Here is an 18491-nt window from a genome sequence, read left to right as displayed (position 1 = left end):
TGACCTGGCCGCCGAGAGTGGGCGGGTCGCGACGCAAACCGGGAACGATCAGGAGAAATGTTTCGGTGGGAAAGCTGAGCAACAGCATGTGGCGACTTCTGGGCGCCCAGTCGACTCGCAATCAGTCGAAGTCGTTGGGAGTGATCAAGGACGCCGAAGCCCACACCGACTGGGCCGCCGACCTCGCCGACGACGCGTTCGGCGCGGAGGCCGAGAAACTCGACATCACCGAGAAGCCGGCCGACCGCGCGAAGTTCCTCGCCCTGGTCCGGGAGGCCGCCGACCGCGCCCTCGACCTGCGACCCTTCGACGTCCAGTTGCAGGGCGCCCTGCGCCTTCTCGAGGGCGACATCGTCGAGATGGCCACCGGTGAGGGCAAGACGCTCGCCGGCGCGATCGCCGCGATCGGTCATGTTCTGCAGGGACATCAGGTCCACGTGATCTCGGTCAACGACTACCTGGCGACCCGCGACGCGGAGTGGATGAAGCCGCTCTTCGAGGTCTTCGGCATCACCGTGCACGCGGTGTCGGAGAACTCCGACCGGGAGGAACGTCGCCGCGCGTACGCCGCCGACGTCACCTACGGGTCGGTCAACGAGATCGGCTTCGACGTCCTGCGAGATCAGCTCGCGCTGTCCGAATCGGACCTCGTGTCGCCCACACCCGACGTCGCGATCATCGACGAGGCGGACTCGGTTCTCGTCGACGAGGCGCTGGTGCCGCTGGTCCTCGCCGGGTCGACCGAGACCGAGGTGCCCGACGAGGCGATCCACGACGTCGTGTCGCGGATGAAGAACAAGCACTACGAGGTCGACGCGGAGGGTCGCAACGTCACCCTCACCGACGAGGGTGCGGCGTTCGTCGAGGAAGAACTGGGCGGTATCAACCTCTACAGCGAGGAGCACGTCGGCACGACCCTCGTGCACGTCAGCATCGCGATGCACGCGCACTACCTCCTCGAGCGCGACATCCACTACATCGTGCGCGACGGCGGGGTGCACCTCATCAACGCCTCACGCGGCCGGGTCGCCCAGCTGCAGCGCTGGCCCGACGGCGTGCAGGCCGCGGTCGAGCTCAAGGAGGGTCTCACCCAGACCGATTCGGGCGAGGTCATCGACACCATCACCGTCCAGGCGCTCGTCGGCCGCTACCCGAAGGTGTGCGGCATGACCGGCACCGCGCTCGCCGCGGGCGAGCAGTTCCGGCAGTTCTACGAACTGCGCGTCTCCCAGATCCCGCCGAACACCCCCAACGTCCGGACCGACCTGCCCGACCGGGTCTACGACACCAAGGCCAACAAGGTCGAGGCGATCGTGGCCTACGTCAAGGAGATCCACGAGACCGGACAGCCGGTCCTCATCGGCACCCACGACGTGGCCGAGTCCGAAGAACTCGCGTACTTCCTCGACAAGGCGGGGGTGCCGTCGGTCGTGCTGAACGCGAAGAACGACGCGGAAGAGGCCAAGATCATCGCCGAGGCCGGTGCGCGGGGGGCCGTGACCGTGTCGACCCAGATGGCCGGCCGCGGCACCGACATCCGCCTGGGCGGCTCCAAGGACGATGCGGACGCCCACGACGAGGTCATCGAACTCGGCGGGCTGTGCGTGGTCGGAACGGGCCGGCACGACACCGAGCGACTCGACAGCCAGCTGCGCGGTCGCGCCGGCCGTCAGGGTGATCCGGGTACGTCGGTGTTCTTCTCGAGTCTCGAGGACCCGGTCGTCACCAAGAACCTCGCGTTCAAACGAGACCCGGTGTCGCCCAACGAAGACGGTTCGATGGGCAGCAAGGGCATCGATCTCATCGAGCAGGCCCAGCGGATCGCCGAGGGCGTGATGCTCGAACTCCACGCGAACACCTGGCGCTACAACAAGCTGGTCAACCAGCAGCGCGACATCATCGTCGAACGCCGGATGCAGATCCTCACCACCGACGTCGCACTCGACGAACTCGCGGATCTGGAACCGGAACGCTATGCGCAGCTGACCGGCGAGACGACGACCGACACGGCCGACAGCGACAAGTCCGACGCCGACCCCGGCACGACCGATCCCGGCACCGCCCGGGCGGTGTCACCGGTCTCCCGGGAGGTGCTGTCGCAGGTCGCTCGCGAGATCGTGCTCTACCATCTGGACCGCGCCTGGGCCGACCATCTCGCGTTCGTCTCCGACGTGCGCGCGAGCATCCACCTGCGGTCGCTGGGCAAGGAGAGCCCGCTCGACGAATTCCATCGGCTGATCCTCGCCGAGTTCGCCGACCTCCCCGGCACGGCGCTCACGAAGGCGCGTGAGACGTTCCGGGAGGCCGACATCACCCCCGACGGCGTCGACCTCGGCTCCGCCGATCTGCACCGCTCGACGACCACGTGGACCTACATGGTCCACGACAATCTGTTCTCCTCGGGCGGAGCGAAAACACTGCAGGGCATCATCGGGATCTTCCGGTGACCGAGCCGGAGGCGGCGATCACGCCGGCTCCGGACCGGATCGTCACGGTCCCGAACGCGCTGAGTGTGCTTCGGCTCGCACTCATCCCGGTGTTCGTGTGGCTGCTGCTCGTCGAGAAGGCGGACGGGTGGGCCTTCGCCGTGCTGATGTTCTCCGGCTTCTCCGACTGGGCCGACGGGAAGATCGCGCGTCTGCTCGATCAGTCGTCGCGGATCGGCGCGCTGCTGGATCCGGCCGCCGACCGGCTCTACATCGTGATCATCCCGATCGCGTTCGGCATCCGGGAGTTCTTGCCGTGGTGGCTGATCGGTGTGATCATCGCGCGGGACGTCCTGCTGTTCGCGTCGGCGCCGCTGTTGCGGTCGCGCGGGGTGCTGGCGCTCCCGGTGCTCTACATCGGCAAGGCCGGGACGTTCGCGCTCATGAGTGCCTTCCCGTGGCTTCTTGCCGGACAACTCGATTCGATCGTGGGAACCATCGCTTACCCGATCGGTTGGGCTTTCATGATCTGGGGTGTCGGACTGTATCTGTGGTCCTTCGTCCTGTACTGGTATCAGACGATCCTGGTGGTGCGGCGCATGCCGCCGCGTCACCCGGCAGGCGCCTCGGCAGACAGCAGGGTCTGACCGAGAACGAAAGGGGTTCGCGTGACCGACAGCAAAGTGCCAGAGACCTTGCGCTACACCGCGGAGCACGAGTGGATCGAGCGACTCGGGCCGACCACGGTGCGCGTCGGGATCACCGACTACGCGCAGGACGCCCTCGGCGACGTGGTGTTCGTGCAGTTGCCGGAGAGCGGCGCCGAGGTGACGGTCGGGGAGTCGTTCGCCGAGGTCGAGTCGACCAAGAGCGTGTCGGACATCTTCGGTCCCCTTGCGGGCACGGTGTCGGCGGTCAACGAGGCGCTCGACGCATCGCCGGAACTGGTCAACTCCGACCCGTACGGGGAGGGCTGGCTGGTCGAGATCGAAGCCGCCGACGAGGCGATCCTCGACGAACACCTGGGTGAGGTACTCGACGCCGCGGGCTACCGCGCCGTCATCGAGGGGTGAGTTCCCGACGGCCGTGAGCGGCCGGTGACCCGATCGGCCCGGCTGACGGCTCTCGGAACGATATGATCGTCGTTGCCGGAGTCGACTCGCCCGCCGGTGCGATCGGCATGACCGGTACGGTTACGGCAGTGGGAACGAGGCGCGGCGTGACACCGATGCTCACGATCTCGTGCCGAGAACTACCCGGCCGCACAAGTCATGTAGATTCGACCGGCCGTCGCGGTGACATCGGGCGGGCATCGTCCCGGGCTGTTCCGACGGTTCCGAGGACGCGGTTGACGACTATGCGGTTGGCACTGACGACGACGAAGGAGAAGTGGTGAGCGAAAACGACAGGGACTTCGAGGCGCCGGTGGAGACCACATCGGTGTTCCGGGAGGAGTTCATCAACGAACTCGACGCCGGGACCAGCACCTCGAGTGAGCCGGCCGACACGGGGGTCGAGCGACTCGCTCCCGGGACCGCGCTGCTTGTCGTGAAGCGAGGACCCAACGCCGGGTCGCGGTTCCTCCTCGATCAGCCGACCACCTCGGCCGGTCGACACCCCGACAGCGACATCTTCCTCGACGACGTGACCGTCAGTCGTCGTCACGCCGAGTTCCGTCTCGGCGACAACGAGTTTCAGGTCGTCGACGTGGGCAGCCTGAACGGCACCTATGTCAACCGGGAACCGGTCGACACCGCGTCCCTGAGCAACGGCGACGAGGTCCAGATCGGCAAGTTCCGCCTGGTCTTCCTCAGCGGTCCCCGCGACGAAGCAGACGCCTGACACCCGTGACGGCGTCCACGGCCCCCCGCGGCGAAGGATCGATGTCGATCGGCACGGTCCTCGCCCAGTTGCGTGATGACTTCCCCGACATCACGATCTCGAAGATCCGATTCCTGGAGTCGGAGGGTCTGGTGACCCCGGAACGGGCACCGTCGGGGTATCGGCGGTTCAGCCAGGCCGACTGCGATCGGTTGCGGTTCGTGCTGACCGCCCAGCGGGATCGCTATCTCCCGCTCAAGGTGATCAAGGAACAACTCGACGCGATCGACAACGGGAACGGCGGCTTCGGTCCCGGCGGGACGCGGGTGCTCTCCGCGGCCCGGGGGACCGTGGCGCCGGCCACCGATTTCGGTGCTCGAGCCGGGCGTGTGTCGCGCGAGACGCTGATCGAACGCACCGGCGTCGACTCGGCGTTCGTCACCGAGTTGCAGCGCAACGGTCTGCTGATCGCCGGCCCGGCCGGCTTCTTCGACGAGGACGCGGTGCGGCTCGTCGAGGCGGCGGCCGCATTGGCCAGCTACGGCCTCGAGACCCGCCATCTGCGGGCCTTCAAGGTCTCCGCGGATCGGGAGGCGGGTCTGGTCGCCCAGATCGCCGGCCCGATCGCGAAGGGCAAGGGCACGGGTGCGCGGGATCGCGCCGAGGAACTCGTACGCGAGATCGCCGCGCTGTCGGTGACGCTGCACACGCAGTTGGTCAAGGCTGCGGTCAAGGGCGCGCTGGACTGAATTCCCGGCGCGTCGTCGGCCTCCGGTGCGCGTCGTCGCACCGGACTGAACAGCAACGACCGTCGGAAGACCGCCGCGAGTCGGCCGCCGCTGTTCACTCAGTCGGTGTAGCGTCGAGGTCACTGAATCGAGCGCCGTACAAGGCGTCTGGGAGGTGCGAGATGAGCGAGATGCGTGTGGTGGGCATCAGGGTCGAACCCCCGCAGAGCCAGCCGGTGTTGTTGCTGCGTGAGGTCGACGGCGAACGCTACCTGCCGATCTGGATCGGCCAGAGCGAAGCGGCGTCGATTGCATTGCGACAGAAGGGGATCGAGCCTCCCCGCCCTCTCACACATGACCTGATCGTCAACCTGATCAAAGAGTTCGGGCAGACCCTGCTCGAGGTCCGGATCGTGGACATGCAAGAGGGCACCTTCTATGCCGAGATGATCTTCACCGGCGATCTGCGTGTGTCGGCGCGGCCCTCGGATTCGATCGCGGTCGCCATGCGCGCCGAGGTCCCGATCATCGCCGACGAAGAGGTGCTCGCCGAGGCCGGCCTGCTCATCCCGGACGAGGACTCGGACGAGGCGCCCGAGGCGCAGGCCGACGAGGTCAAAGAGGACGAGGTCGAGAAGTTCAAGGAGTTCCTCGACAACGTCTCGCCCGACGACTTCAAGGCGAGCGGGGCCTGAGCGGTTCGTTCCATAGGTCGGAGCAGACTTGCCGGCTGTGCAGCCGAAAGCCAGATCACAGAATCGACACCGGCCGGTCACCGATTGTCTCGATCTCAAGTTGAGGTTCAGTGTCGTGGCGAGTCGCGTTGATCCCCGGTCATCCGCCGCATAGCGTCATCAGCGACATCGAGCACCGGACACGGGCCGATGAAGATGATCGGCCGACCGGAAACAGCCTGGACCGCGTACTGTGGACGTGGACGTCAGGCACCGTGGTGCGGCGTCCGATCCGAGCTTTGCGAGGGAGTCAGAAGTGGGCGATCGTCCGGTCGACAACGAAACGACGTCGAGCGACCAGTCACCCGATCGTCCGGTGACCGAGCGTGTAGACGCCGTCCCGACCCAGGGCAGTCTCGGAGACATCGCCCCGGGCCTGTTCCCGGACGACACCGTGCCCGACGAGCTCGTCGGCTACCGCGTGCCGAGCGCGTGCCAGATCGCCGGGATCACCTACCGTCAGCTCGACTACTGGGCCCGTACGTCGTTGGTCGTCCCGTCGATCCGCGGAGCCGCGGGATCCGGCAGCCAGCGCCTGTACTCGTTCAAGGACATCCTCGTCCTCAAGATCGTCAAGCGTCTGCTGGACACCGGCATCTCGCTGCAGAACATCAGAGTCGCCGTCGACCACCTGCGCCAGCGCGGTGTCGAGGACCTCGCCAAGATCACCCTCTTCTCGGACGGCACGACGGTGTACGAGTGCACGTCGGCCGAAGAGGTCGTCGACCTGCTCCAAGGCGGGCAGGGCGTGTTCGGGATCGCGGTCAGCGGCGCCATGCGTGAGCTGACCGGCACCATCGCGGATTTCCCCGGCGAACGGGCCGACGGCGGTGTCAGCGAGACCGCGCCCGAGGACGAACTCGCGGCGCGCCGCAAGAACCGCGCCCGTCGCACCGGCTAGTCCGCGTTCCGCGTAGACTGGCCCCGCGTCGCTACGCTGCGGGAGAGCGCCGACGGCAGAGATGCCGGCGGCCGCCGAAGGAGCAACACCTCTCCGTCAAACTCTCAGGCACCCAGGACCGCGGTGGTGACGACGTCTCTGGAAAGTGACGATCCGTCGTCCGCCCACGGTGAAAGGTCGTCGCGCAGCGCTGCGGGGCACCGAATCTCTCAGGCGTCACATCGGCTGCCGCCGACGACATGACAGAGGGGGAGGGCCAGCAGCCGGTGCGCGCACCGGCGCCTGCGAGAGGTGCCCTCCACCCGTGTCCACCACCGATGCGACCCCGTCCGACACCCCGGACCCGTCCGCAGCCCCCGCCCCCGGGGTCTCGGCCGCCTTCGTCGACCGCCATGTAGGCCCGGACGCCGACGAGACCCGGCGCATGCTCGAAGCGATCGGCGCCACCTCACTCGACGACCTCGCCCACCGCGTCATCCCGGCGGTCATCGCCGACGAACTCGACTCCGACGTACTCGGCGCACTACCCGAGCCCCTCAGCGAGAGTGCGGTTCTCGCTCAGCTCGGCGACCTGGCCGCACGCAACACCGTCGCTCGGTCGATGATCGGGCTCGGCTACTACGGCACCCACACGCCCGGCGTCATCCTCCGCAACGTGCTCGAGAATCCGGCCTGGTACACCGCGTACACGCCCTATCAGCCCGAGATCAGCCAGGGACGTCTCGAGGCGCTGCTCAACTTCCAGACCATGGTCGCCGACCTCACCGGGATGGAAGTGGCCAACGCCTCGATGCTCGACGAGGCCACCGCGGCCGCCGAGGCGATGACGCTGATGCGCCGTGCGGGCAGGTCCAAGTCTCCGCGCGTGGTCGTCGACGCCGACCTCTTTCCGCAGACGCGTGCGGTGCTCGACACGCGCGCCGAGCCGCTGGGCATCGAGATCGTCGAGGCCTCACTGCATCCCGAGCTCCCCGGATGCGGACTTCCCGACTGCGAGTTCTACGGCGTGATCCTCCAGGTACCGGGTGCGTCGGGTCGCATCGTCGACGCCACCGCGATCATCGACGCGGCGCACGACCGCGGCGCACTCGTCGCGGCCGGTGCCGACCTCCTGGCGATGACCCTGCTGACACCGCCCGGCGAGCAGGGCGCCGACGTCTGTTTCGGCACGACGCAGCGCTTCGGCGTGCCGATGGGCTTCGGCGGGCCGCACGCCGGATACCTCGCCGTGGGCTCGAAGCACGCCCGGCAACTCCCGGGCCGTCTGGTCGGGATCTCCAAGGACGCCGACGGCAACCTGGCCTACCGGCTCGCGCTGCAGACCCGCGAACAGCACATCCGCCGCGAGAAGGCCACGAGCAACATCTGCACCGCGCAGGTACTCCTGGCGGTGATGGCCGCCATGTTCGCCTCCTACCACGGCGCCGAGGGGCTGCGCGCCATCGCGCGCCGCACCCATGCCGCGGCGGCCCGGCTGGCCGACTCGCTCGCGGCCGGCGGATTCTCGGTCGCGCACGCGAACTTCTTCGACACCATCGAGGTGCACGCCCCGGGTCAGGCCGATACCGTCGTTGCCCGGGCTCGCCAGGAGGGTGTCAACCTGCGCCGGGTCGACGCCGACACCATCGGCATCGCCTGCGATGAGACCACGGTCGATGCCGACCTCGATGCGGTGTTGCGTGCCTTCGACGTCGCCGGCGTCACGCCGCGTGCGTTCACGCAGCCGATCGAGAACCGCACCAGCGAGTTCCTCACCCACCCGGCGTTCAACCGGTACCGCACCGAGACCGCGATGCTGCGGTACCTGCGAGCCCTGTCGGACAAGGACATCGCGCTCGACCGCAGCATGATCCCGCTCGGGTCGTGCACGATGAAGCTCAACGCCACCACCGAGATGGAACCCATCACCTGGCCCGGCTTCGCGCAGCTGCACCCGTTCGCTCCGGCCGACGACACCGCGGGGATCCGAGAGCTCATCGCCACCCTCGAGAACTGGCTCGTGGCGGTCACCGGATACGACCGCGTCAGCCTGCAACCGAACGCGGGGTCGCAGGGAGAGTTCGCCGGCCTGCTGGCGATCCGGGGATACCACCTCAGCCGCGGCGACGGCGACCGCGATGTCTGCCTGATCCCGTCGAGCGCCCACGGCACCAATGCCGCCTCGGCGGTCATGGCGGGAATGCGCGTCGTGGTGGTCGGGTGCCGAGACAACGGCGACGTCGACCTCGACGATCTGCGCGCGAAGATCGACGCCAACGAGGGTCGCATCGCGGCGATCATGATCACGTACCCGTCGACGCACGGGGTCTTCGAGCACGACGTGCGTGAGGTCTGCGGCGCCGTCCACGACGCCGGCGGACAGGTCTACGTCGACGGCGCCAACCTCAATGCGCTGGTCGGCGTGGCACGACCGGGTCATTTCGGTGGCGACGTCAGTCACCTGAACCTGCACAAGACCTTCTGCATCCCGCACGGCGGCGGCGGACCGGGCGTCGGACCGGTCGCGGTCCGGGAGCACCTCGCCCCGTTCCTGCCGGGACACCCGCTCGCCGACGAGCTGCCCGGCTCGGCGACCATCGCCGCCGCACCGTACGGCTCGGCGGCGATCCTGCCGATCACCTACGCCTACATCGCGATGATGGGGGCAGACGGGTTGCGCCGGGCGACGCTGACGGCCATCACCGCTGCCAACTACGTCGCCAAGCGGCTCGGTGAGCACTACCCGGTGCTCTACACCGGCGAGGAGGGCTTCGTCGCCCACGAGTGCATCCTGGATCTGCGGGCCATCACCAAGGCGACCGGCGTCACCGTCGACGACGTCGCAAAACGGCTCGCCGACTACGGTTTCCACGCCCCGACCATGAGCTTCCCGGTTGCGGGCACCCTGATGGTCGAGCCCACCGAGAGCGAGAACCTCGACGAGATCGACGCCTTCTGCGACGCGATGATCGCGATCCGCGGGGAGATCGAACTCGTCGGACGAGGGGAGTGGCCCGCCGAGGACAACCCGCTCCGCGGTGCCCCGCACACCGCCGAGTCGCTGGTCGGTGAGTGGGAACATCCGTACTCGCGCGAACTCGCCGTCTACCCGCAGGGGCTGCCGTCCGCGGGTGGCCGGGCGAAGGTGTGGCCGGCCGTCCGGCGGATCGACGGGGTGTACGGCGATCGCAACCTGGTGTGCAGCTGCCCGCCCATCGAGGCCTACAGCAGCTGACCCGACGCTCGGGAAGCTCCTCGCCTGCTCGTTGAGTAGGTGAGGAGCGTAGCGACGAGCCGCTTACTGCTCGTTGAGTAGGTGAGGAGCGTAGCGACGAGCCGCCTACTGCTCGTTGAGTAGGTGAGGAGCGTAGCGACGAGCCGTATCGAAACGACCCCGGCCGTCGCTTCTAACCGCCCGCGGTTCCCGACGGCACCGACGATGCCGTCGAGCTCGCCGGGACGCTGGCCGGCCCGTAGACCAGCCGGTTGATCGCGACGATCGCGCCGTCCTCGGGGGTGGGCATCGGGTTCGGAGTCCGGGGGAAGGTCACCGTCGGCGTGGCCGCGGGCATCGGGGCGTCGCCCCGGAAACCGAGCTCGGTGAGCAATCGGAGCTGCTCGGGTTCGGAGGCGAACTGGATGAACTCGGCGACGGCATCGGTCGCCGATTCGGTCACCTCCGGTCCCGACAGACGGATCACCGGATAGTCGGCGATCGGTGTCGGACCGGACGGGATCAGTTCGGCCAGCCGCGCACGGTCGTCGTCGCGGGTCATCTGGAACAGGCGCTGCTCGGTGATGGGTACGACGTGGATCGGCGCCCGAGCGGCATCGGGGGCATCGGCGATCGTTGTCGCGGCGCCCTGGGGTGTCCCGTCCGGGGAGAGCGGGGCGCCCTCGAGCATGGCGCGGACGCTGGAGCTCACCCGCGGGGACTCGGCGTCGGCGGTGGTCAGCGGACCGGTGGTCCGGGTGACGCGGGTGGCGACCGCCTGGGCGGCGAGTGCGCTCGCGTCGGACTGTGCCCCGATCGGCATCGCCATCCGCAGCGACCCCCAGCCCTGGAGGCCGAAGTCGGTGAGCGAGTTGTCCCGACGTTGCAGCGTGGGGATCTGGGACCAGTCGAGACGTCCGTCGAGGGCGGTGTCGAGTTCGGGCGACACGGCCAGAACGACCGGTGTCGAGACCAGGGAGCGTGTGTTGCCCTCGATCGCATCGGGTCTCGCCGCCGCGAGATCTGCCGACCACACCGACGACTGCGGGACCCAGGCGGCCGGATGAGCGCCCATCGACTCGGTGTCCCACGACCCCGACAGACCGTCGAGGGTGATCTTGGCGTCGCCCGGGCGGACGTCGACGGTGACGCACTTGTCGCGTACGACCGGATTGGTCGCACCGAAGTTGCGGGCGACCGCGGCGAGTCCCGGCGCGATGTCGGGGTCGGCGATGATCGGGACCGACTCACGGCCTTCGACGCATTGCGCGGCGGCCTGTTCGGCCTGGCGATCGATCCGATCGCCGAGGTCTCGCCAGGTGACGACGACTGCGGCGATGAGCAGGATCGACAAGAGGGCGGCGACGACACCTCGGCTCACGCCGCGGCTACGGATGCTCTCCCCGCCGCTACTCCGATGATGTGCCAACGCCGATGCCCTCCCTGCTCGGTGCGTCCCTCGCCCGGTCGGCCGTGGCGACCCGGTGCGCAGTGCAGGGTACGACGATACGCCGTGCCGATCCTGGGCGGTTCGGCACGGTCGTATCGCCTACGTCGAGGCCGGCGCGATCAGCCCGCCGGGTTCGCCGCCTTGTACTCGCGGCGACGGCGGTGCAGGATCGGCTCGGTGTAGCCGCTGGGCTGTGTCGTGCCCTCCAGGATGAGCTCCTTCGCTGCCTGGAAGGCGATGTTGGAGTCGAAGTCCGGCGCCAGTGGACGGTAGGTCGGGTCGCCGGCGTTCTGACGGTCGACGACCGGGGCCATCCGCTCCAGCGATGCGACGACGTCGGCTTCGGTCACGATGCCGTGCCGCAGCCAGTTGGCGAGCAACTGACTCGAGATGCGCAGTGTCGCACGGTCTTCCATCAACGCGACGTCATGGATGTCGGGCACCTTCGAGCAACCGACGCCCTGGTCGATCCAGCGGACGACGTAACCCAGGATCGACTGACAGTTGTTGTCGAGTTCCTGCTGCTTCTCCTCGTCGGACCAATCGGTCTTGGGGGCGAGGGGAATCGTGAGGACGTCGTCGACGGAGGCGGGGTCGCGCTTGGCGATCTCGTCTTGGCGCTCGAACACGTCCACCTGGTGGTAGTGGAGCGCGTGCAGGGTGGCGGCGGTCGGCGACGGAACCCATGCGGTCGTGGCGCCGGCCTTCGGGTGCCCGATCTTCTGCTCGAGCATGTCGGCCATCAGGTCGGGCATGGCCCACATGCCCTTGCCGATCTGCGCCTTGTGCTGCAGGCCCGCGTGCAGACCGGTGTCGACGTTGAAGTTCTCGTAGGCACCGATCCAGGTCTGCTGCTTCATCTCGCCCTTGCGCACCATCGCGCCGGCTTCCATCGACGTGTGGATCTCGTCGCCGGTGCGGTCGAGGAACCCGGTGTTGATGAAGACGACGCGCTCGGAAGCCGCGTTGATGCACGCCTTCAGGTTCACCGTGGTGCGGCGCTCCTCATCCATGATCCCGACCTTGAGCGTGTTCTCGGGCAGGCCGAGAACCTTCTCCACGCGGCCGAACAGTTCGACGGTGAAGGCGACCTCGTCGGGCCCGTGCATCTTCGGCTTCACGATGTAGACCGAACCCGTTCGCGAGTTCTGCAGTCCGTCATCGGACATGCCGTGGATGCCGATCAGCGACGTGATCAGGCCGTCGAGGATTCCTTCCGGGACCTCGTTGCCGTCGGCGTCGAGGATGGCGTCGTTGGTCATCAGGTGTCCGACGTTGCGGACGAAGAGCAGCGAGCGGCCGTGCAGGTCGAACGTGGTGCCGTCGGGCGCGGTGTACTCGCGGTTGCCGTTGAGCACACGGGTGAAGGTCTTGCCGCCCTTGCTGACCTCTTCGGCGAGATCGCCCTTGTTGAGGCCGAGCCAGTTGCGGTAGCCGATGACCTTGTCCTCGGCGTCGACCGCGGCGACGGAATCTTCGAAGTCCATGATCGTGGTGATCGCGGACTCGACGACGACGTCCTTGATGCCTGCCGGGTCGGTGGAACCGATCGGCGACGACGGGTCGATCTCGATGTCGAGGTGCAGTCCGTTGTTGCGCAGCAGGATCGACGTCGGCGAGGCGGCGTCGCCCCGGTACCCGACGAAGGCGGTCGGGTCGGCGAGAGTCGACGTCTTGTCGCCGTCGAGCTTGACCTGGAGCGCGCTGTCGACGACGGCGAAGGACCGCACATCGGTGTAGCTGCACTGTTCGAGCGGCACGGCCTTGTCGAGGAAGTCCTTGGCGTAGGCGATGACCTTGTCGCCGCGGACCTTGTTGTACGACTTGCCCTTCTCGGCTCCGTCGGTCTCGGGGATCGCGTCGGTGCCGTAGAGCGCGTCGTAGAGCGAACCCCAGCGTGCGTTGGAGGCGTTGAGCGCGAAGCGCGCGTTGAGGACCGGGACGACGAGCTGCGGCCCGGCGGTGTCGGCGATCTCGCGGTCGACGCCGGCGGTCGTGATCTGGAAGTCCGCGGGCACCTCGACGAGGTAACCGATCTCGGTCAGGTACGACTTGTACGCGTCGAAGTCGGCGGACCCGGGGGTGAGGTCGGCGTCCTTGTGATCCCGATGCCAGGCGTCGAGCCTGCTCTGCAGGTCGTCGCGGACGGCGAGGAGTTCGCGGTTGCGCGGGGCGAGATCGGTGATCACCGATGCCGCGCCGGCCCAGAAGGCGTCCGCATCTACACCGGTACCGGGCAACGCCTCGTTGTTGATGAAGTCGTGCAGGACGGTAGCGACCTGCAACCCGTTGACGGTGATCCGGTCAGACATGGCAGCCTTTCTCGAGCGAAATGACAACGCATACATGCTACTCGTCGGTAACGGTGGGCGGCAGGCGCCTCCCGTCACGTGTGGTGAGCGCGCTCCGCGAGCTCGGTGCAGAGGGTGAGCAACCGAGACCGCAGAGTCGTCCCGAGCTCGGCGATCGCCGACTGTTCGCGGACGTAGTCGGCCCGGCCCGCAGGGGTCTCGATGCGAACCGGCTCGTACCCGAGGCCGCCGAGGTCGTACGGACTGGCTCGCATGTCGAGGTCGCGCGCGCGGAGGGCCAGCGCGAAGCAGTCGAGAGTCAGGTCCGATGGCACGAGCGGCGACAGGGTGAAGCAGTACCGGTAGAGATCCATCGTCGCGTGCAGGCAACCGGGTTGTTCGTGCTCGATCTGGGACGCCCGGGTGAGCGTGGCGTCGTTGCGCGGCCGCGCCGGGTCGGTGAAGAACCGGAAGGCGTCGAAGTGCGTGCACCGCAGCGGCATGGATTCGACGACGGCATCCGTGCCCGCACCCCCCAGACGCAGCGGGAGATCGTGCCGGGTGTCGTCGGTGCGGTAGACCATCGCCCACTCGTGCAGGCCGAAACAGCCGAGCCGGACGGGCCGCCGGGCGGTGGCACCGAGCATGTCCACGGCCGCGACGAGAGCGTCGGCCCGGTGCCGGAGGTGCGCTGCTCCGACGCGCACCCCGGCGTCGGTCTGTTCGTAGCCGCGCAGGCCGAGGAATTCGTCTGCGTCTTCCAGGACCACGCCGTAGCCGGGATGCCAGCGCAGCACGTGCGCGGGTCGCGAGGAGTAGTAGGTGAACAGGAAGTCGATCACCGGATGTCGGGCACCGCGGCGGCGCGCGTCGAGGTAGGGACCGATCAGTTCGTCGACGGCCCGGTGATGCGCCGCACGCCGCGATCGCCACTGGTCGGCCGTCAGGACGGAGGCGCCGCGAACCGGGGCCGTGGACGGCAGTCGTGAACTCGCCACCGTCGTCACACCCGATGGGTCTCGTCGCGGACGTTGCCGACGAACTCCTCCACCAGATCGGCGAGGGGGACGATGCCGATGGTCCGGCCGCTGTCGTCGACCACGGCGCCGAGATGCGAACTGGACCGACGCAGCACCCCGGTGGCCTCGTCGAGCGGGGTGGTCGAGTCGATGACCGGCAACGGCCGGATCTTGTCGACGCCGATGATGGTGTCCGATCCGATGTGCTCGTCGAGGATCTCGTCCAGCACGTCTTTCAGATGCAGGTAGCCGGTGAACGTGCCGTCGGGCCCGCGCACCGGGAATCGGGAGAATCCGGTCTCGGTGACCGCCTTCTCCACTGCGCCCAGCGTCGGCCCGATGCCGCCGGTGCCGGACACCTGCACGCCGACGCTGCGCATCTGTTCGAGCGGGATCATCACCTCCGACACCGTCCGGCCGATGGACTGCAGGGCCCGGGTTAGACGTTCGTGCTCCTCGGCGTCGAGCAGACCCTCCTGCTTGGACTCGCCGACCATCTCGGCCAGTTCGCCGAGCGACACCGTGGATTCGAGTTCGTCCTTCGGCTCCACGCGGAGGAGTCGCAGCGAGATGTTCGCCAGCCAGTTGTAGAAGGCGATCAACGGCCGGACCAGCCGGATGAACAGCAGGTGCGCCGGCACGAGCAGCATCGCCGACGACTCCGGTCCGGCGAGTGCGATGTTCTTCGGCACCATCTCACCCAACAGGATGTGCAACACGACGACGAGCGACAGTGCGATGGCGAACGAGATCGGGTGTAGCAGGGCGTCGGGAACGTGTGCGAGGTGCAAGGGTGCCTCGATGAGGTGCGCGACCGCGGGCTCGCCGACCCGGCCGAGCAGGATCGAGCAGATCGTGATGCCGAGTTGTGCCCCGGCCAGCATCAACGACAGCCGCTCGCCGGCGTGGATCACGGTGCGCGCACGGGACTTCCCGCTCTCGGCGAGCGCTTCGAGGCGGTCGCGACGTGCCGAGATCAGGGAGAACTCGGCGCCCACGAAGAACGCGTTGCCGGCGAGGAGGACGACGGTCAGGCCGACCGCCCAGAGATCACCCACGGGGGTTCCCCTCGTCCGTCGGCACGTTGATGCCCTGGTGGGCGGGCACCGGGAGATCCTGTCCCTCCGGCGCGGGCCGGATGGCGACGACGTCGACCCGGCGTCCGTCCATCTGGGCGACCGTCGCCCGCCAGGTGATGTCCGGCCCGCGGTCCGGCGACTGTGAGGTGTCGTCGTCGGTCTCGCCGACGGGCGACCGGCGCGGGAGGTCCACCGCGTCGTCGACGGCGGGGATGCGCCCGAGGCAGTACATGATGAGCCCACCCAGCGTGTCGTACGGCCCGTCGGGCGCGTGGTAGCCGGTGGCGTCGTACAGCTCGTCGATCCGCAACAACCCGGCGCACAGGTAGCCGTTGCCGTCGACAGCCACGTCGGCTCGTTCGTCGTCGTGTTCGTCGGTCACGTCGCCGAGGATCTCCTCGATGAGGTCCTCGGTGGTGACGATGCCCGCGGTGCCGCCGTATTCGTCGATCACCACGCACAGCTCCATGCCGTCTGCGCGGATCCGCTCCATGAGCGCATCGCCGTCGAGGCTCGCAGGCACCCGCGGGACCGGTCGGGCGATCGAGGTGACCGACGTGGTGGCCTGCCGCTCCGGTGCGACGGTGAAGGCCTGCTTGATGTGGACGACCCCGACGAGGTCGTCGAGGTCACCGTCGATCACGACCGGGAACCGGGAGTGGCCGGTGCGCGACGACGCCATGACGAGGTCGCGGACGGTGTCGGCGCGATCGAGGCAGTCGATCGTGACGCGGGGGGTCATCAGATCCTCGGCGGTGAGCTCGCCGAAACGCAGCGACCGGTCGACGAGGGTCGCGGTCTGCTGATCCAGGGCGCCGCGGCGGGCCGAATTGCGGACGAGCGAGACGAGTTCCTGAGGCGACCGCGCCGAGGCCAGCTCGTCGGTCGGTTCGATGCCGAGACGGCGCACGATCCAGTTCGCGGTGCCGTTGAGTCCGTTGATCGCCCAGCGGAACACCGCCGAGAACACGGTCATCGGACCCGCGGTGGCCCGTGCGACCGCGAGCGGCTTGGCGATCGCCAGGTTCTTCGGGATCAGCTCGCCGAGGACCATCGACAGCGAGGTCGCGATCACCAGCGCGAGGATCAGCGACGTCGCCGACGCGACGGAGTCGCCGACCCCCAGTGCGTTCAGTGGTGGTCGCAGGATCCGGGCGAGGACCGGTTCGGCGATGTAACCGGTGATCAGCGTCGTGATGGTGATGCCCAACTGGGCGCCGGAGAGCTGGAACGACAAGGTGGAGTGCGCGCGCTGGACCATCCGCGCTCGTCGGTCCCCGCGATCGGCGACATCGGCGGTGATGGTCGAGCGTTCCAGCGCGGTCAGCGAGAACTCGGCCGCCACGAACAGGGCGGTCCCCAGCGTCAGGGCGATGAATCCGACGAGACTCGCGACCAGGAGGAGGATCTCCACGTCACCACCCGCCCGGCAGGGGTCGTCCTTCGGCGAAGCCGGCGGGCGACTGGATCCCCAGCACCACCTTGTCGTGCAGTTCGCGTAGGTTTCGCGCACCGGTGTAGGTGGCGGTGCTGCGGACACCCGAGCAGATGTGATCGATCAGGTCCTCGACGCCGGGACGCTCCGGGTCCAGACGGATCCGCGAACTCGAGATGCCCTCTTCGAACAAGCTCTTGCGTGCCCGGTCGTAGGTGCTGTCGCCGCTCGACCGCGCCGCGACCGCGCGCTTCGAGGCCATGCCGAAGCTGACCTTGTACGGGCCCTGCGCATCGACGAGCAGGTCGCCCGGCGACTCGTGGGTGCCGGCGAACCACGAGCCGACCATGACGTTCGACGCCCCCGCGGCCAGGGCCAGGGCCACGTCGCGTGGGTGCCGGACACCGCCGTCGGCCCACACCGACGCACCGTGTCCGGCCGCGACGGCGGCACACTCGGCGACGGCCGAGAACTGGGGGCGTCCGACGCCGGTCATCATCCGGGTCGTGCACATCGCGCCCGGTCCGACACCGACCTTGACGATCGACGCCCCCGCATCGATGAGATCGAGGGTGCCCTCGGCCGAGACCACGTTGCCCGCGGCGATCGGAACGCCCAGGTCCGCGCCGGCGACCGCCGACAGCGCCGTGAGCATCTTCTCCTGGTGACCGTGCGCGGTGTCCATGACAAGCAGGTCGGCGCCCGCGGCGACCAGCGCTCGAGCCTTGCCCACGACATCGCCGTTGATGCCGACGGCCGCCGCGATGCGCAGCGAGCCGGCCGCGTCGACATTCGGGGTGTAGATCGCGTGGCGCAGGGCGCCGACCCGATTGAGGACCCCGGCGAGCCGACCGTCGGGTTCGACGAGCACCGCGAGGCCGAGGTGCAGATCGCCGAGTGCGTCGAAGACCTCACGGGGCGGGGTGTCGACGGGCAGCGTCACGATGTCGGGGTCGGCGACGTCACGCACTCGCGCGAACCGGTCGACGTCGCGACAGCGCTTCTCGGTGACGACCCCCACCGGGCGGCCGTCCTCGACCACGACGGCCACCCCGTGTGACCGCTTCGGGATCAACGCGACCGCGTCGGTCACCGACGCCCCCGGATCCAGGGTGACCGGGGTGTCGGCGACCAGATGCCGCGACTTCACGTACGCGATGGATGCGGCGGCCGCCTCGATGGGCAGGTCCTGGGGGAGAACCACGAGCCCACCGCGGCGGGCCACCGTCTCGGCCATCCGCTTGCCCGCGACCGCCGTCATGTTCGCCACGACCAGCGGGATCGTGGTCCCGCTGCCGTCGGACGTCGACAAGTCGACGTCGAAGCGCGAACTGACGTCCGACCTGCCCGGGACGATGAACAGATCGTCGTACGTCAGATCGTGTGTCGGCCGGTGGCCTTCGATGAATCGCAC

At 68.4% G+C, this 18491-nt stretch carries 14 protein-coding genes and 1 riboswitch; of the genes, 8 read left to right on the top strand and 6 right to left on the bottom strand.

Going from position 1 to position 18491, the window contains the following annotated elements; translation table 11 throughout:
- Positions 1-65: 65 nt before the first annotated feature.
- From secA2 to gcvP, 8 genes are all read left to right on the top strand, one after another.
- Positions 66-2447, top strand: coding sequence for an accessory Sec system translocase SecA2 (gene secA2 / locus ABIC25_RS21450; RefSeq protein ID WP_354563075.1), 2382 nt, complete (start codon positions 66-68; stop codon positions 2445-2447).
- Entirely contained in the window at positions 2444-3073 is a 630-nt protein-coding gene (locus ABIC25_RS21445) for a CDP-alcohol phosphatidyltransferase family protein (protein ID WP_354563074.1), read from the top strand. The genes secA2 and ABIC25_RS21445 overlap by 4 nt, the downstream gene beginning before the upstream one ends.
- Before the next feature lie 21 nt (positions 3074-3094).
- Positions 3095-3499 (top strand): glycine cleavage system protein GcvH, encoded by a 405-nt coding sequence (gene gcvH / locus ABIC25_RS21440; protein ID WP_354563072.1) that lies wholly within the window; start codon positions 3095-3097, stop codon positions 3497-3499.
- A gap of 316 nt (positions 3500-3815) precedes the next feature.
- Positions 3816-4268: a glycogen accumulation regulator GarA gene (garA, locus tag ABIC25_RS21435; protein ID WP_086536550.1), complete on the top strand. Its 453-nt coding sequence runs from the start codon at positions 3816-3818 to the stop codon at positions 4266-4268.
- 5 nt (positions 4269-4273) lie between these two features.
- On the top strand, positions 4274-4996 hold the full coding sequence (gene ftsR, locus ABIC25_RS21430) for a transcriptional regulator FtsR (RefSeq protein WP_435529114.1): 723 nt from the start codon (positions 4274-4276) through the stop codon (positions 4994-4996).
- Between the two features lie 161 nt (positions 4997-5157).
- Positions 5158-5670 (top strand): bifunctional nuclease family protein, encoded by a 513-nt coding sequence (locus tag ABIC25_RS21425; protein ID WP_004022163.1) that lies wholly within the window; start codon positions 5158-5160, stop codon positions 5668-5670.
- Positions 5671-5965: 295 nt separating this feature from the next.
- Positions 5966-6610, top strand: coding sequence for a MerR family transcriptional regulator (locus ABIC25_RS21420; RefSeq protein WP_064570103.1), 645 nt, complete (start codon positions 5966-5968; stop codon positions 6608-6610).
- A 29-nt stretch (positions 6611-6639) separates the two neighbouring features.
- Positions 6640-6741: riboswitch (glycine riboswitch) on the top strand.
- 173 nt (positions 6742-6914) lie between these two features.
- Positions 6915-9824: an aminomethyl-transferring glycine dehydrogenase gene (gcvP, locus tag ABIC25_RS21415; RefSeq protein ID WP_354563070.1), complete on the top strand. Its 2910-nt coding sequence runs from the start codon at positions 6915-6917 to the stop codon at positions 9822-9824.
- Between the two features lie 172 nt (positions 9825-9996).
- On the opposite strand, the gene ABIC25_RS21410 is transcribed toward gcvP, so the two are convergent.
- The 6 genes from ABIC25_RS21410 to guaB1 form a co-directional block, all read right to left on the bottom strand.
- A complete protein-coding gene (locus ABIC25_RS21410) occupies positions 9997-11232 on the bottom strand; it encodes a substrate-binding domain-containing protein (protein ID WP_354563068.1) in 1236 nt (411 codons plus the stop codon).
- A 140-nt stretch (positions 11233-11372) separates the two neighbouring features.
- Complete coding sequence (locus ABIC25_RS21405; RefSeq protein ID WP_354563067.1) at positions 11373-13565, bottom strand: malate synthase G; 2193 nt, start codon at positions 13563-13565, stop codon at positions 11373-11375.
- Positions 13566-13639: 74 nt separating this feature from the next.
- Positions 13640-14542 carry a 3-methyladenine DNA glycosylase gene (locus tag ABIC25_RS21400; protein WP_435529115.1) on the bottom strand — a complete coding sequence of 301 codons (903 nt, stop codon included), beginning with the start codon at positions 14540-14542 and terminating at the stop codon, positions 13640-13642.
- A gap of 5 nt (positions 14543-14547) precedes the next feature.
- Positions 14548-15621 (bottom strand): hemolysin family protein, encoded by a 1074-nt coding sequence (locus ABIC25_RS21395; RefSeq protein ID WP_004022157.1) that lies wholly within the window; start codon positions 15619-15621, stop codon positions 14548-14550.
- On the bottom strand, positions 15614-17056 hold the full coding sequence (locus tag ABIC25_RS21390) for a hemolysin family protein (RefSeq protein ID WP_354563063.1): 1443 nt from the start codon (positions 17054-17056) through the stop codon (positions 15614-15616). The genes ABIC25_RS21395 and ABIC25_RS21390 overlap by 8 nt, the downstream gene beginning before the upstream one ends.
- A gap of 1 nt (position 17057) precedes the next feature.
- Positions 17058-18491, bottom strand: coding sequence for a GMP reductase (guaB1, locus tag ABIC25_RS21385; RefSeq protein WP_354563062.1), 1434 nt, complete (start codon positions 18489-18491; stop codon positions 17058-17060).

It is taken from the genome of Gordonia sp. PvP123, assembly GCF_040547295.1.
Lineage (GTDB): Bacteria > Actinomycetota > Actinomycetes > Mycobacteriales > Mycobacteriaceae > Gordonia > Gordonia terrae.
The sequence above is the reverse complement of the archived record's forward strand: the minus strand, read 5'-3'. Positions and strand labels throughout refer to the sequence as shown.

Bases quoted from the DNA above. Each gene is read 5' to 3' on its own strand.
- ABIC25_RS21425 (WP_004022163.1), top strand. From the start codon at position 5,158: ATGAGCGAGATGCGTGTGGTGGGCATCAGGGTCGAACCCCCGCAGAGC.
- ABIC25_RS21405 (WP_354563067.1), bottom strand. From the start codon at position 13,565: ATGTCTGACCGGATCACCGTCAACGGGTTGCAGGTCGCTACCGTCCTG.